Source organism: bacterium, assembly GCA_020444325.1.
GTDB lineage: Bacteria > Bacteroidota > Ignavibacteria > SZUA-365 > SZUA-365 > BM516.
Genome location: JAHLLD010000002.1, coordinates 255,619 through 271,389 on the forward strand (window position 1 = coordinate 255,619; position 15,771 = coordinate 271,389).

12 protein-coding genes are annotated in these 15,771 nt (G+C 56.4%); 7 read left to right on the forward strand and 5 right to left on the reverse strand.

From position 1 onward, the window contains the following. Window positions 1–20: 20 nt before the first annotated feature. On the reverse strand, window positions 21–2,315 hold the full coding sequence (locus tag KQI65_03820; protein ID MCB2203852.1) for a hypothetical protein: 2,295 nt from the start codon (window positions 2,313–2,315) through the stop codon (window positions 21–23). 184 nt (window positions 2,316–2,499) lie between these two features. On the opposite strand from KQI65_03820, the gene KQI65_03825 reads away from it, so the two are divergent. Next, window positions 2,500–3,129, forward strand: a complete 630-nt coding sequence (locus KQI65_03825; GenBank protein MCB2203853.1) for a hypothetical protein — start codon at window positions 2,500–2,502, stop codon at window positions 3,127–3,129. Between the two features lie 11 nt (window positions 3,130–3,140). On the opposite strand, the gene KQI65_03830 is transcribed toward KQI65_03825, so the two are convergent. From KQI65_03830 to KQI65_03845, 4 genes are all read right to left on the reverse strand, one after another. After that, entirely contained in the window at window positions 3,141–3,782 is a 642-nt protein-coding gene (locus tag KQI65_03830; protein MCB2203854.1) for a class I SAM-dependent methyltransferase, read from the reverse strand. A gap of 120 nt (window positions 3,783–3,902) precedes the next feature. Next, complete coding sequence (locus tag KQI65_03835) at window positions 3,903–4,826, reverse strand: DNRLRE domain-containing protein (protein ID MCB2203855.1); 924 nt, start codon at window positions 4,824–4,826, stop codon at window positions 3,903–3,905. 65 nt (window positions 4,827–4,891) lie between these two features. Then, window positions 4,892–5,359, reverse strand: a complete 468-nt coding sequence (locus KQI65_03840) for a hypothetical protein (GenBank protein MCB2203856.1) — start codon at window positions 5,357–5,359, stop codon at window positions 4,892–4,894. Window positions 5,360–5,410: 51 nt separating this feature from the next. Further along, window positions 5,411–5,647: a helix-turn-helix transcriptional regulator gene (locus KQI65_03845; protein MCB2203857.1), complete on the reverse strand. Its 237-nt coding sequence runs from the start codon at window positions 5,645–5,647 to the stop codon at window positions 5,411–5,413. A 201-nt stretch (window positions 5,648–5,848) separates the two neighbouring features. Between KQI65_03845 and KQI65_03850 the strand changes: the two genes are divergently transcribed. From KQI65_03850 to KQI65_03875, 6 genes are all read left to right on the forward strand, one after another. Next, a complete protein-coding gene (locus KQI65_03850) occupies window positions 5,849–6,355 on the forward strand; it encodes a hypothetical protein (GenBank protein ID MCB2203858.1) in 507 nt (168 codons plus the stop codon). A gap of 161 nt (window positions 6,356–6,516) precedes the next feature. Further along, on the forward strand, window positions 6,517–7,896 hold the full coding sequence (locus KQI65_03855; protein MCB2203859.1) for a hypothetical protein: 1,380 nt from the start codon (window positions 6,517–6,519) through the stop codon (window positions 7,894–7,896). Window positions 7,897–7,980: 84 nt separating this feature from the next. Then, a complete protein-coding gene (locus KQI65_03860) occupies window positions 7,981–10,464 on the forward strand; it encodes a type I restriction-modification system subunit M (protein MCB2203860.1) in 2,484 nt (827 codons plus the stop codon). Next, window positions 10,457–11,758 (forward strand): restriction endonuclease subunit S, encoded by a 1,302-nt coding sequence (locus tag KQI65_03865; protein ID MCB2203861.1) that lies wholly within the window; start codon window positions 10,457–10,459, stop codon window positions 11,756–11,758. Before KQI65_03860 ends, KQI65_03865 begins: the two co-directional genes overlap by 8 nt. After that, a complete protein-coding gene (locus tag KQI65_03870; protein MCB2203862.1) occupies window positions 11,751–15,062 on the forward strand; it encodes a DEAD/DEAH box helicase family protein in 3,312 nt (1,103 codons plus the stop codon). The genes KQI65_03865 and KQI65_03870 overlap by 8 nt, the downstream gene beginning before the upstream one ends. Then, window positions 15,059–15,760 (forward strand): M48 family metallopeptidase, encoded by a 702-nt coding sequence (locus KQI65_03875; protein MCB2203863.1) that lies wholly within the window; start codon window positions 15,059–15,061, stop codon window positions 15,758–15,760. The genes KQI65_03870 and KQI65_03875 overlap by 4 nt, the downstream gene beginning before the upstream one ends. Window positions 15,761–15,771: the final 11 nt, after the last annotated feature.

Consider the following 15,771-nt stretch of genomic DNA (forward strand, 5'->3'; position numbering starts at 1 on the left):
CCCGGCGTTTGCGATGTCAGTCAGTGTGTGCCGGAATCTCCTTCAAACTGCAGCAGGGTCATGTTGCCGATAAGCTGCCTGGCCTGTCCGATGAGCTTCTGCTGCGCTGCTTCATTGCCGAGCTGATGTCCCTCAGGCGTGTCGATGAAGCGCTGCAGATGCGCGATGGCCTCGGCGGGACGAGGTGGCTTCGCCGTCGCGGCGATATAGCCGAGCAGGAAATGCGGCAGTGTGAAACTGCTGTCGATTTCCATGGCGCGTTCGAGTATCATTTGCGCTTCCCGGGGATGTCCGGTAGTGATCAGGGCGCGTCCCGCCCTTGACGCGATCAGACTGCTGCTCCGGATTTCAGGCAATGCCTCGAGGAAGGGAACTGCGTCTGTCAATTCCTCTCCGCGTTCGTAGCGGTAATCATCTTTCACCATCCGCAGCAGCGGATCGCCGGGCAGCAATGCATTGAAACGCTGCCAATGCTGCTCGAAATAGCTGTCTTGCACATCCCGCAATCCAGTCAGCTGTGGAATCTGCAGCAGGGCTTCAACGGCGACTTCAACGAATTCACTTCTGCTGCCGGCATAGAGCGAATCGGTGCCCTCTTCTTTCATCCGGAGGAGTTTCCCTTGCAGTTCATCGAACACGGCATCCATGTACGAACGCTGTTGCTTTGCAGGCAGGTTGAGTGTAATGCCGCGGAGAAGTTTCCGGAAATCCCTCGGGTACCCGACCATTTCCACTTTCTTGAGCATCGCCCAGGTCTCCTCCTCCAGTTGTCCCTCACGCTGATACTGCTTTCGCAGGTGCTCATATCCATTGAGCGCGAAATCCCCGGTGACATTCTGGTCGTCGAGCGCCATGATGTCCCGGAAACGCTGTTCGGACATCGTGGTATCGACATTGACCGCAATCCACGGCAGGAGTGTGACGACGGCAGCGCCGGATGCGAGATATGCGAGATACGATCTGCGCGTGGGATCCTTCTGACGCGCGAGCAGGGTGATTGCCAGCAGCGCTGTCGCGACACCGAAGCCGGCATTGACATCCCAGTCCCTCGCCATACCGAAGCAGGTATACCCGAATAGCAGCAGGAAGCCGGTGAAGATCACATGCGCCAGTGCCACGACCTGTGGCTCATCAAGTGCTTCGTTGTTCCGGAGAAAGGGAAGCAACAGCAGGGCGGGAGCCGCGGAGAGCAACAGCATATTGATAACGTCGCCGAGGTGTGCACCGGAAAGCAGCGTGTAATGCTGTATGGCCCCTTCCTCACCGAATGGAGCGAGTGCCAGGATGACGCGGCTTCCTTCCGTCGCGACGCCGGATGCGAAGTAATAGATGCCACCGGCCACCAGTGCCGCAGCAGCTCCCGCGAGAAGCACGCGCGTGTTGACCAGTGTGCGCAGTTTTTCGTCTCCACGCGACGCAAGGGCGAGCAGCAGTCCCGGCAGCGTGACCAGCGTCATCAGATGCAGTGCACTGCTGAGCACAAAGGCGGCGAGCATCCAGACAGGGGAAAGCCGCCGCTCGGCTACGGCGATACTGCTGATGAAGAAGGCGGTCAGCGCGGTGAAATACATGGTGTAGTATTCCACGTACCCGAAAAAGAACAGTGTCGCTGGAGTGCCGATCAGCAGTGCAATGCGCGCGAGGCGCAGCGAAGCGTCCTCGTCCCGTCGCAGGGCGGTGAGCATGACGAGGAAGACGAACACGGCGCCGGACAACACGCCCAGGAGCTGGAAAATGAACTGTGGCTGTGAGGTGAGGGTTGTCGGATGCGCTGCGTCGAAAAACATTGTTGCGCCCGTTGCGAGGATGCGAGCGGTCAGCGGAGCCGACCCGGCGGAGAAAAGCACATCCTCTGAAATCGATGCACCGCGCACCCAGCGAAAATGCTCGGCGAGATAGGAAGCGCCGTCACCGAGGAAAAACGTATCCATGCGCAGCAGCCAGAACAGCACGGCAGCCGCTGCGGCACCGAGAAGGGAAAAGAGCACGGCATTGCCGCGCTGCAGCAGTCGCGCTTTCCATTGAAAGAGTCCGAAAAGCAGGGGGGAAGCCAGCGCGAGTCCGAGAGCCGCCGTCAGCAGTTCCGCCCATTCCGGCAGGTAACCGGGAAAGGAGAGTCCCCACAGTCGCGCCTCCGGGAAGCGGGCGGCGACCACGCGAAGCAAAACAAGAAGGGCATACGCGCCACCCGCACTGCGAAGCAGCGTCGCAGCCGGGAGGGCGGGACGCGGTGCGGATGCTGATGATTTATCCTGCCTGGAAGGGACCGGCTTCCGCTTCGACTGTCCCTGTTGTTTCGCTGCTTTCTTCGCCATGAGTACCAGGAAATAATGCGGGAATGAGCTTCTGATCGTAAAAATTACACCCCGCGGGACAAGGAACAAAACCCGGGCGGGAACAAATAGCGATCCGGACAGTACAGAAGCGACAATCGGATATCCGACTTCCATGTCGTATTATTCCGCAGCCTGTTTTCTCACCAATTCTGAGAGGTACCGCATGAAACTGGTTTCCCTTTTCTCCGTTCTGCTCGTGGGTGCATTCATTTTCACCACGGGATGCAGTGACGACGAAGATACCAACGGTCCGACCACCACGAATCCCACCATCACCATCAGTGGGACCCTGGACATACGGAATGGTGCTACGATCCCGGAAGATGCGAAGCTCAGCATCATCTGGTCGGTTGACGCCGCTGGTGATTACGTATATCTTTTTGGAAATGGGGAGATTGACCGCGCAACCGGTACATTCTCGATAACGCTTCCGGACGCGCCGCCTGCGACCGCCCTGAATTCCAGTATGGATGGACGCCCAGCTTTCGGGATCGGGAACATTGTACTTGCCGCCTTCCCATCCACAGAACCGCATATTCTGACCGCAGGTGAAATGAGTGCTGCCTATGGAGCTGTCAACAACATCGGCGTCACGTTCATCGATGGAGATCCCGCAGGCTGGGGAACACATCAGGAACTCAGCTGGCTGACGGCATTTCAATCAGGTTACGATATAGGGGAAGGCAAGGAGACGTCGGGAATGCATGACATATTCGTTCCTGCCGCGGCCAGCACTTTCGTGCTCACCGTCAGCACGAATCCCGGCGATTTTCATTTCCCGAACTGGAAATAGGCTTCAGATAATTAGCGTCCGTCATCCAGGGGACGCAGTGTGACGGTGAGCATGAACGGGGCATCTGCCGTGACATGCAGCTGAGAGCCGGGGATATCGCTGAGTATGGCAGTGATCTCTTCGACCGTGTACGATGCGCGCATCGACTGAAGCATGGGAAGGGGGAAAGGAATCCAGGCGAGCCAGGGTACGCGCCGCAAATCGTGCAGCAGCAGAACTCCATCGCGTGTGAGCATGCGACGCAGTTGCAGCACGGCCGCGAGAGGGTCTTTCCATTCATGCAGTGAGTAACTGCTGCAGATCAGGTCGAAGGGGCCGATCCGTCCGGCGAGCGCAGGATCAGCTGCATCCCCGGTGACATACTGCACGCGGTCGGAGAGTCCGCGTTCTTCGATCAGCGCGGCTCCGGCTTCCGCCATGAGTGGGGAAATTTCCAGCGCGACAATGTCGGCATCAGGGAAGCGTTCGGCAATACGCGCGGTAAGGGGACCGGGTCCCGCCCCAACATCGAGTATGCGTGTACCCGGCCGAACGGCATCAAGCCTCATCAGAAACGTACGGTACTGCGTGTCATACCGGGCGGATTCCCTCGCATAGCGTCGCACCCCGGCCTCATCCCAGGCATAATCCGGAATTCCTGTCCTTCGTTTCATTGCTGCAGCTCAGAAAATGATGGATAGCTGAGCATACGGAGCGAAGGCGGAATAGTTTCTCGAAAAAAAAGCCCATGCGACAACTGAATCGCATGGGCTGAAGATCAATTCTGCTGCGCACTACCGAACGACCAGGGGACGCACGATCTGCTCCTGCCCGGAGGTCAGGCGGAAGAAGTACATTCCCGGGGAAAGTGCTGTGAGCGGGACCCGCTGTGTAGCGCCCGCCTGCACTGCCTGATTGAAAACAAGCTTGCCAACCGCGTTGTAAAGAGAGAGCTGCATGTCGGAACCTTCGCGTCCCTCAGTGCGGACCTGCACCTGTTCTGTTGCGGGATTGGGAGATACGTCGAGCGCCATACGGGTAGTCGGTACCGTCTCGGTACCTGACACCGAAGCAAAGGTCAACTCGAGCTTCGGCCGACGTGACGGGATGTGGTAATCGCTGGAGGTAAACACCAGTGCTGCATGTGGTTTTTCATCTCGAAGACGTATGAGAAATCCATAATCTTCGGGGGGATCGCACTTATACATTTCCCGGATGGTACGCGTGACATCGACGACGACATCGCGGCTCGAGGTGCCCTGGTTCGGAATATAGCTGAGATTGGTGTACTTGCCTGCAGGACGATTGTGCCAGTTTATTGTGTGTTCATCCCACGGTTCCTTTGCACATCGGATTTCCGCGATGTTGATTCCGCACTGGCAGCCGCTGCAGACTGTCTGATGCATGCCATCAAAGAGTCCTTCAGGATTGTTATACAGGTACAGCGTCGCTTCCTGCAGTCGCGACATATCCGGGCAGCCGGACAGATCGAATTGCAGGTACACACGTCCATACACAGGGACAAGCTGGTCGGTCCAAGCATGTACAAGCAACTGCGGATCATCTCCGAAGTTCCGCACGCCCTTGTTGTAAAGCGGATCATCCCATACCATCGCATCCTTCCCATCCTCCGGTCCCGGTTGCAGCACGATCGTTTGCTGCGCATTCGCATTCCACGCACAGATAAGTACAAGCAGAATTGTAGAGAGCGACCTCATAGTCCTTCCTCCTGGTTATGAAATGTCATAGCTACAGGAAGAAAAACACGAGTAGGTGTGAAAGGTTACAGGGAGGGCGATCCCTGTTTCCTGTCCCGCCGGCGAAACATCGAGTAGTAGTAGATCGCACCGCTGATCGTTCCCATGACCAGAGACCAGATGATATCCGCTCGCCAGGACGCATCCCGCGCATCGAGCAGGTCAATCCGTCGGATCACCAGCCAGAATGCCGCGGTGAACAGGCTGTAGGCGAGGAGCGAAAAGAGTCCTTTTCTGCGCATGGCTGGGTCGTTTCTGTAAGCTTCCTTGTAGCGGCCATAGACACCAGCATTCTGGAGCAGAATCATGAAGGTCCAACTCCCCGCGACTATCGGAATCACAAGCAGCAGCAGCGGATCGCCGATTACGTCGCTCCCGGTAAAAGCAACCAGCGCGAGCAGTGCGAGCAGGACCCCCTGTGTGACATGGAACCCCCGCAATCCTGCATGCCTCTCCGCGGCCTTCACTTTTTCGTCATTAAGATTTGGTATCATCTCCTCATCCCGAGTTGTGCGTTCCATAAGAATATACGGGAAAGCGCCTTTTCAAACAGCCCGCTGTTCGTCGTCCTCTTCAATTAAGTAGAATAAATCCTCGACCGGCAGGGAAAACTCCCGTGCAATCCGAAGCGCGAGATAGGTTGAGGGACAGAAGGTGCCCGTCTCGATGTAGTTGATCGTTTGCCGACTGACGTCAACGCGATCCGCCAGCTCCGCCTGTGTCATCCCGACGCGCTCCCTGTATTCCCGTAGCCGGGTGCCGATTTTCTGGTTTTCGTTCATGCACGGCGAATGTATTCAACGCTATGACCCAGTGGGTGGATCACGACCGGGACAATCCGGAATGGGTCGAGGCGACGCAGTTTGGCGCCGGTGACCGGATAAAGCGTCAGGCATTCGAAACCGCAGTCACAATGGCTGAAGCGGTCGCGCAACCGAAGATCACGATCCCTAACGTACCGTGGCTCAACTGAAGGAGGACACATGGAAAAACTTGCACAGGTGCTGCCGATCAGCACACCAAAGATGGATAAGGACGAACTCTTTCCGGTGACCGACGAGGACATTCTGCCGATCCAGAATCCGCTTCGCATCATGCGTCCGCGGAGGTTTGGTACTAAGCGGGAGAACCTGCTGATCGCTCAGGAGGCGGTTCGCAGGCTGCTGGAGGGCAACTCTGCGCTGCTCTCGTACCTCGTGCTCAAGCAATGGTCGGAGATCCTCTCTGCAGCACTGGACGAGCTCAAGGATCCCGCACTGGGCGACTATCAACGCTTCTTCACCGGACCGACCGACGTGCATGGCGTGGAAGTTTCCACCCGAGCCTACGGATCAGGATGGAAGTACCCAGCAGAGGTCGAGGACTTCGAGATGGAAGTGAACCGCATGAAAGAGCAGCTCAAGGCTCGGAAGAAGGAGGCCGAAGCTAATGGATCTGCTCGTCGGATGCGCGGTGAAGGGAATAGTCTGGTCGTCACGTTTCGCAGGTGAGCCACTAATCGTCTTAGAACCGGACAGTAATATCGGGAGCGCCTTGCCTTTCGGGTAGGGCGCTCGTATTTTCATGATCGAATCCATCTGCTCGTCCAAGAAAAAAGCAAAGCAAGATCGGAATAATCGGATTGTTAAGAACATAGTTGGAGCCGCAGCTCATGAATTACTCCGAACTGGCTAAACTCGAGCTTTCGAAACCTACGGTCCTAAAAATTCTGCGACTCCAACCTTCAGATATTTTTCAGACAACGGGGAAAGACGGGCTCCTTCTCGGTGCATGCGAGAATATATACAATCTGATAGTCCAGTTATTGGACGATCAACACGAACTCCCAATCAAGCAGTTCGAATGGACCTGTCCGCATGGGCATACGCACACTTTTGGTGAAGATGAATTGCGAATACAACTGCTTATGACTATGTCATCCTGGTTGGATGTGCTCACGATGCGCTACATTCTGTTGCCATCAGGATCAAAACAAAAAGATACACCACTCTACTTGAGCATAGCCTCAATGAGCCAATTTCTTGGCAGACCGGAAGATGCGGAACCAAGTAAACTATTGTACAAGTTTAAGGTCCTCCTTTTTTACTATTTTGAAGCAGTAATGTCCAGTTGGCTGCTCAGAGTCTACAATTTCCATTCTGTGCACGAAGGTGGGGGAGAAAAGTTCGAGGATTTTCTTCACAATGGACTACTGAATGTTTTCCGTGCATACAATAAGCTCTCGGAGGGGCCATTAAAAGTAGCGGGAGGCGGGCTTGTTCATAGTGCCCTCGAGTTGGCCAACAGGCTTTACGAGGTTGATGGCGATAGTTGGGCAGACCGTCTGGTAGGGCCATTTTCTGCAATCAGATTGAGTGAGCTACCTGCTCTTGCACAACGTGAAGCAAGAATCTCCGAGAAATATGGATTGAAGCAGGTCGAACGAATATTTGAACAACAGCTTGCCTTGATCATGCAGTCATTTGGATTATATGTCGTTTCTACCAGGATTGCACAAAGCACGGTCGACCTCGTTTGCATTTCAGGGAAACCGACAGAACAACTCACCTTCCTTGTTGAAGCAAAGAGTACGAAATCAAATTATTCCCTGCCGACAAAGGATTCGCGTGCAATACGTGATTATGTCCGCGATGTCCGCAGAGGTCTTTCGTCCCTTCCACCGCTTTCCTTTGTCCTCATCATAATTCCCTCGAGCTCGCGTACTCTGCGAGATAAAGTACTTCAACTGCAGCGTGATGTCGATTGTCCCATCAGAGTATTGAATGTACGACAATTAGTGACATTGCGAGAGCAAATAGTCGGGCCGCTACCGGTTCATCAATTCATGTCGCACATCCTCGACGGTGACGTGATAGTGAAGGATGCAGTGATAAAATCGACAGTAAGAGGATACTATGATGCCCAACGTGCCCATACTGCGTTTGTGGAATCAATGTTTGCTGCACATGGAGTGATTCCAATCCAGGAGACTTCTAACAAAACAGGAGAACAGAAACAATTTCTGTTCGGGTACCCGTGTAAAGAGACCTAAGTCGGACCAGTTGCTTTACTGCGTCTCGATGTGGGAGCATTTATGAGTATGACCTTCGAACTACGCAATACAAGTTTCTAACCTATGACCAAACTCACCCTCACCCAGCTCTCCAACCTTCTCTTCCGCGCCTGCGACGACCTGCGCGGCAACATGGATGCCTCCGAGTACAAGGAGTACATCTTCGGCATGCTCTTCCTCAAGCGGCTCTCTGACTTGTTCGACCAGGAGCAGGAGCAGCTGCAGAAGGACCTGAAGAAGAAAGGGATGAAGGACGCGCAGATAAAGGACAAGCTCGCGCATCCGGACAGCTATACGTTCTTCGTTCCAAAAGCGGCGCGGTGGTCAACAATCAGGCACCTAAAGACGAATGTCGGCACCGCACTGAACAAGGCGCTCGAAGCGCTGGAAGATGCGAACGTGAACGCGCTGCAGGACGTCCTCAAGCACATCAACTTCAACCGGAAGATCGGTCAGCGGTCGCTGGACGACGACATCCTCGCGAACTTCATCCAGAACTTCGAGAAGATTCCGCTGAAGGACGAGAACTTCGAATTCCCTGATCTGCTGGGCGCAGCGTACGAGTACCTTATCAAGTACTTCGCGGACTCCGCAGGGAAGAAGGCAGGAGAGTTCTACACGCCGGCAGATGTCGTCCGTACGATGGTAGAGATCGTCGAGCCGCAGGCGCACATGAGCATCTATGATCCGACGGTGGGTTCGGGTGGTATGCTCATCCAGAGCCGGGATTATATACGAGAGATCGGTGGTGATCCGCACGATGTGTCGCTCTACGGACAGGACAACATCGGTACCACGTGGGCAATCTGTAAGATGAACATGCTCCTGCACGGTATCCCGCACGCGGACATCCGGCAGGAGGACACGATCCGCAGGCCACAGCACAAGGCCGAAAACGGCGAGCTGATGCGCTTCGACCGCGTGCTTGCAAATCCACCGTTCAGCCAGAACTACGTCAAGAAAGATGTCGAGTACCCGGGCCGCTTCGCCGTGTGGATGCCGGAGAAGGGCAAGAAGGCCGACCTGATGTTCGTGCAGCACATGCTCGCGGTGCTCAAGTCCGACGGGAAGATGGCAACGATCATGCCGCACGGCGTGCTGTTCCGCGGTGGTGATGAGAAGGATGCACGGCATTACTTCATCGACCAGGGCTGGCTGGAGGCGGTCATTGGCCTGCCTGCCGGACTCTTCTACGGCACCGGCATACCAGCATGCATCCTTGTGATGAATAAAGCCGGTGCACAGAAACGTGATCATGTCGTGTTCATCAACGCCGACCGGGAATACCGTGAAGGAAAAGCGCAGAACTTCCTGCGTGCGGAGGACATTTCCCGCATGGTCCACGCCTACCGGTCACTCACAAAAGGCGAACGTGACGAAATCCCCGGCTATGCGCGTCGCGTACCGATAGAGGAGATCGCGGCAGAGGACTACAACTGCAACATCCGCCGCTACGTCGACAACGCTCCGCCGCCGGAGCCGCATGACGTGCGGGCGCACCTGAAGGGTGGCGTTCCGGTCAGCGAAATCGACAACATGGCGCACTTCTGGGAGAACTACACTGGACTTCGGGATCGCTGCTTCAAGCCACGCAAGGGCGAGAAGTCCTACATGGACTTTACTACCGAGATGAAGGACCGAAGCGCGATTGCGGACGTCGTCGAGGGTGATGGGGGCGTTGCTGCCGCGCACGATGCCTTCATGAAGACGCTCGACCGATGGTGGAAAAAACACCAGCCTGAGATCGAGGATCTGGCGCCAAAGAACGGCGAAAAGGGCAACGTGTATGCCGTGCGCCGGAAGCTGCTCACTTCTATCGAGAAAACGTTCAAGGAGACGACGCTTCTCACGCCTTACCAGATTCGCGGTGCGTTCGCGAGGTACGTGGACGAGCTCAAGTTCGACCTGAAATCCATCGCGGCCAGCGGATGGGGCCCGGAGCTGATCCCCGATGACGACATCCTGCAGAACCAATTTCCCAAAGTGCTCGAGGAGATGGAGGCGAAGCGCGTCCGCATAGCGGAACTCGATGCCCTGTTCGCAGCCGCAGACGATGATGACTACGAGGACGAGGACGACACCGGTGTCCTGCCGAAGGAGCAGGTCAAGGAGCTGAAGGCTCGCCTCAAGGAACTGAAGGGCGAGATGAAACTCGCCAAGAAGGATCCCGGCTACGGAGATGCGGCGGCCTTCGCGCGAAAGGCGGATGCGATCACAGAGCAGCTCGAACGGCACAAGGAACTGCAGGACGAAGAGAAGCAGCTGAAGCGGGATCTGCGTGCGATGGTGAACACGCAGGACGATCTTGTCGCAGCTGCACGCGAGAAGATCACGCCTGAAGAAGCACGCGTACTGATCATCGAGAGGCTGCACCGGACGCTCCAAGACACTTACGCAGCCTACCTGCGGACCGATCAACGTGCGTGCATCTCAGCACTCGAAAATCTGCATGCAAAGTACGCGGTGACGGCAGAGGACATCGAAGCGAAACGCGAGGAGGCGACTGCGAAGTTGCAGGGATTCCTGGAGGAGCTGGGGTATGTCTGAGTGGTGTAGTGAGATCTCGCTGAAGGAAGTCGTTTACTCATCGCGACAGATCACATACGGGATTGTGCAACCTGGACCGGATGTTGCACCAGATGGTGTCCCACTCATTAGAGGTAAGGACTACAGCAGTGGACGAGTCGATACCTCAAACCTATACCATGTCTCGGAAGCTATCGACCGCCCTTACGCTCGATCGAAGGTCTATGCAGGTGATATCCTCTTTTCGATCGTAGGCTACGTCGGATTGATAGCAGAGGTTCCTCCCGAACTCGAAGGGGCGAACATCACGCAGACTACGGCGAGGATCTCTGTCGATCCGTCAATTGCGTACAGCAAGTTCATCCGCTACGTCTTATCAGCCGACCACTACAAGCCGCATATTCGAAAGTACGAGAAAGGTTCGGCCCAAGCAGGCCTAAATCTCGCTGATGTCGCAAGGCTCGCTGTACCACTCCCCTCACTTCCTCAACAACGTCGCATCGCCGAAATCCTCTCCACTGTCGACGAGGCCATCGAACAGACCGAGGCACTCATCGCGAAGACGCAGCATATCAAGTCCGGGCTGATGCACGACCTGTTCACCCGCGGTGTCACGGAGGACGGCAAGCTACGTCCACCGCGCGAGGAGGCGCCGCAACTGTACAAGGAGTCGCCGATCGGTTGGATTCCGAAGGAGTGGGAGGTTGTAAGGTTGGCTGAGGTAGCAGAGGTCAATAGAGGAAAATTCACAGTACGCCCACGAAACGACCCACGTTACTACGGAGGTTCACATCCGTTCATTCAAACTGGTGATGTAGCCGAGGCGAGAGGGCGTTGGTTAAACTCCTACTCCCAGACTCTCAACAATTTGGGCCTTGCCGTCAGTCGTTCCTTCCCAGTCGGTACGATTATGGTGACCATCGCAGCGAATATCTGCGACACCTGCATTTTGGGGTTACCGATGTGTGCCCCAGATAGCCTTGTCGGAGTGGAAGCTCACAAAGGTGAAGTGGTCCGGTTTCTTGAACTCGCGATACGTCGCAGTAAGCGATGGCTCGAAAACCGTGCCCCTCAGACAGCACAGAAAAATATCAACCTCGAAGATCTGCGTCCGCTGCGTCTGCCATACCCGTCTTCTGGTGAACGAAACCGAATTGCGGACATGTATGATTCGATGGACAAACGGGAAGCTCTCAACGAAGGAGCAATCGAGAAACTTAACGAGATGAAGCGCGGCCTCATGCAGGACCTCCTCACCGGCAGAGTCCGTGTGCGCACGAATTCCTCCACCGACACAGAGGAAGCAGATGTCTGAGTACCTCCACGTCGAAAAGCCGTTTCTCGATCAGCTTGCCGCGCTCGGCTGGACAGTCGTGAATCAGGGGCAGGGGCTTCCGCAGGATCCGACCACCAGCCTCCGCTCGAATTTCCGCGAGTGGATACTGCCCAAGGTGTTCAGAGACGCGGTACGCGGGCTGAACCTCACCGATGACGGTCAGCAGTGGCTCACAGAGCACCAGCTCAACGAACTTCGCGATCAGATACTCCGGCAGCCGGAGTCGCTGCTTGCGGCCAACGAGGCGGTCCACAGCCTGTTCATGAAGGCGCAGGTTGATCGCAATGAGGTAACGGGCGAAGAGTACCCTGTGGTGAAGCTCATCGACTTCGAGCATCCGGGGCGCAACGTATTCCACGCAATCAACCAGTTCCGCATTGACACGCCCGGCTGCGTGAAGAACTTTATCATCCCCGACATCGTGCTGTTCGTCAACGGCATACCGCTGGTGGTTGTCGAGGCCAAAATCGGTGGCCCGAACGTGGGCAACCCCATGTACGCCGCTTTCGAGCAACTGCTACGATATCGCGATGGCAGGGAGGAGACGAAGGAAGCAGGTCTGCGTGAAGGCGAACCGGGACTATTCTTCACCAACCTGCTTGTCATCCGCACCTGCGGGGAGAAGGCCGAGTTCGGCACGATCACATCGGGACACGAACACTTCTTCGCGTGGAAGGATATCTGGCCGGAGAGCAATCGCGTCTATACCCCGCCGCTCGGCATCGAGCGTGAGCAGGAGCTGCTCATTCAGGGGCTCCTCGCGCCGGCGACAATGTTGGATGTGCTTCGGACCTGCACCGTGTTCATGGATACCGACTCAGGACATCGCATCAAGGTTATCGCGCGCTATCAGCAGTACCGCGCAGCGCGAAAGATCGCAGAGCGTCTCCGTGAGGGCGATTCGACCGAGAAACGCTCGGGGGTGATCTGGCACACGCAGGGCTCCGGCAAGTCGCTCACTATGGTGTTTGTCGCTCGCATGCTGCGCGCTTCAGCCGACCTCGCCGACTTCAAGATCATAATGGTCAACGACCGCGTCGATCTCGAAAAGCAGCTCGCCCGCACCGCGGCGCTCATCGGCGGGAAGGTGAACATCATTGGAAGCGCCGATGAGATGCGCGAACACCTCGCGACCGATGCCTCAGACGTCAACATGGTGATGATCCACAAGTTCATGGATCGCGATGAGCAGCTGCCGGAAGAGATCGAGAAGGCGATCGGCTCGCTCAAAGCGAAACCGCGCCCCGTCTCTGAGCTGAGGAAAGCCGCCGATGCTAAACCGATGGAGTACCGCGCAATTCCCACGGGCGAGCCCTTCGGCGTGATCAACGACTCGGACCGTATCGTGCTCATGATCGACGAAGCACACCGGACACAGGGAAGCGAGCTCGGGGACAATATGTTCGAGGCCTTTCCGAATGCAACGCGTATCGCGTTCACCGGCACGCCGCTCATCACTGAAAAGCACGGTGATAAGCGCACGGTGAAGCGTTTCGGTGAGTACATCGACACCTACAAGCTGATGGATGCTGTGCATGATGAGGTGACGCTGCAGATTCTTTACGAAGGCCGCACGGCCGATACGGCGATCAGGGACAAGCACGGCTTCGATGAGAAGTTCGAGGATCTTTTCAAGGATCGCACTCCAGAGGAAATCCTCGCGATAAAGAAACGGTACGGCACGCAGGGAGACATCCTCGAAGCGGAGCAGCGCATTGAGGCAATCGCACGGAACCTGGTGGATCATTACGTCGACAACATCCTGCCTGACGGCTTCAAGGCGCAGGTCGTATGCCATTCGAAACTCGCTACCATCCGGTATCAGGCATACATCCGCAAGGCGCTGATTGAACGTGTGGAGCGGGAACGGAGGATGCCGGAGCCGGACGAGGAACTCATACGCAGAATCGAATTCCTGAAGGCGGCGGTCGTCATCTCCTCGGATCCGGTTAACGAGCTTGCTGCTGTCACCAAAGCACGAAACGAGGCGCGGCGCTGGAACGCCGTGGAGAACTTCTGTAAGCCGTTCGACTTCGACAAGCCCGAAATGGAGCTGACCGGGATCGCGTTCCTCATCGTCTGCGACATGCTGCTCACCGGTTTCGACGCGCCTATCGAGCAGGTGATGTACATCGACAAGAAACTGCAGGAACACAACCTGCTGCAGGCGATTGCCCGCGTGAACCGCAAAGCGAAGAACAAGCATCGCGGTTTCATTGTCGACTACATCGGTCTCGCCAACCATCTCAAGGACGCACTCACGATCTACACTGCGGAGGACGCGGCCGACATCGAGGGTGGTCTCAAGGATATCCTCAGTGAGATCCCGATACTCGAGGAACGCTATCGCCGCCTGCTGCAGCATTTCACAAGCGCCGGTGTGGCGGACATCGCTCTGTTCGCAGAGGGGAAACTGAGGGCCCCGAAGGAGGAGATTACAGTACTCCACCAGGCGGTCGATGCAATGCGCGACGACAAGCGCCGTGCGGACTTCGAGGTGTACCTCAAGAAATTCCTGCAGAGCCTGAACCTCATCCTCCCGCATCCGGCCGGGCATACGTATCGCGTCCCATCGAAACGCTTCGGCTACATCCTCCGCATGGTGAAGGAACGCTACAAGGACACCTCGCTTGACATCTCCGACGCCGGTGCGAAGGTAAAAAAGCTGATCAACGAGCACCTCGTCGAGCTCGGGATCAACCCGCAGATTCCACCGATCGAACTGCTCGCCGATGACTTCATCGAGCACGTAGAGGAGCATTCCGAAGGTAGCGCGAAGGCGAAGGCCAGCGAGATGGAGCACGCCATCCGCAAGCACTGCACCGTGCATTTCGAGGAGGATCCCGCCTTCTACGCCAAGCTCAGTGAGAAGCTGCAGCAGATCCTCGACAGGTTACAGGACGACTGGGAGCAGCTGGCGTTGGAGTTCGCAGAGCTGCGCAAAGAGGCTGCAGCAGGACGCACCGATACCATCGAAGGACTTACGAAGGAAGCTTCGACCTTCTACGACTACGTGGCGCAACTCGCTTACGAGGATGGCAAGGTGCCAGAGAAAGACGATGAAGCGCTGAAGCGGCTCATGCTCACGGTCGTGGACATGCTGCGGAGCCGTGTCGGTGTGCTGGACTTCTGGAAGAAACCGATCGAAGTGAAACGCCTGCGCTCGGACATCGATACGGAGATACGGATCGCCGACATCCCCGCGTTGAACGACCAGGTAGATCGCATCACCGTGGAGATCGTCAAGCTCGCACAGAACCGTCACGGAGAACTTCTGCCATGACAATGTACACGCAGAGCGACATATCGTATGGCATCCTGCGTAGCAAACGCTCGACAGCGGATATCGTGATCGAGCGTGACGGTTCGATTATCGTCCGGGCTCCAAAGGAGACGACTGACGAGCAGATCGCAAAGATCGTCGAAGCGAAACGGCGCTGGATCTACAAGGCACTCGCCGAGTGGCGTGACCTGAATGCGACCCGAGTCCTGCGGGAGTTCAAGAGCGGGGAAGGATTCCTGTACCTCGGCCGGTCGTATCGTCTGACACTGGCAGGGGAGCAGGACGAAGCGCTGAAGTTCCTCAACGGTCGTTTCCTTCTGCGGCGTGACCACATCGATGATGGCGGGAAGACCGCACGGCAGGCATTCGTGGACTTCTACACCAGCAAGGGCAGGGAACGCATCGCCGACCGTGTCGCGTACTATGCTCCGAAGGTGGGTGTGAAGCCGACAGGTATGGACGTTCGCGACACGGGCAAACAGTGGGCGACCTGTTCCGCATCTGGCAAGCTGTCATTCCACTGGAAGTGCATGATGGCGCCGCTGACGATCATCGACTACATCGTCGTCCACGAACTCTGCCACCTCCACCAACGCGACCACACCGATGCGTTCTGGAACGAGGTCGACAAGATCCTCCCTGACTACCATGAGCGGAAGGAGTGGCTGCGGAAGCATGGGGCGGGATTGGATGTCTGAGACGCGAGAGA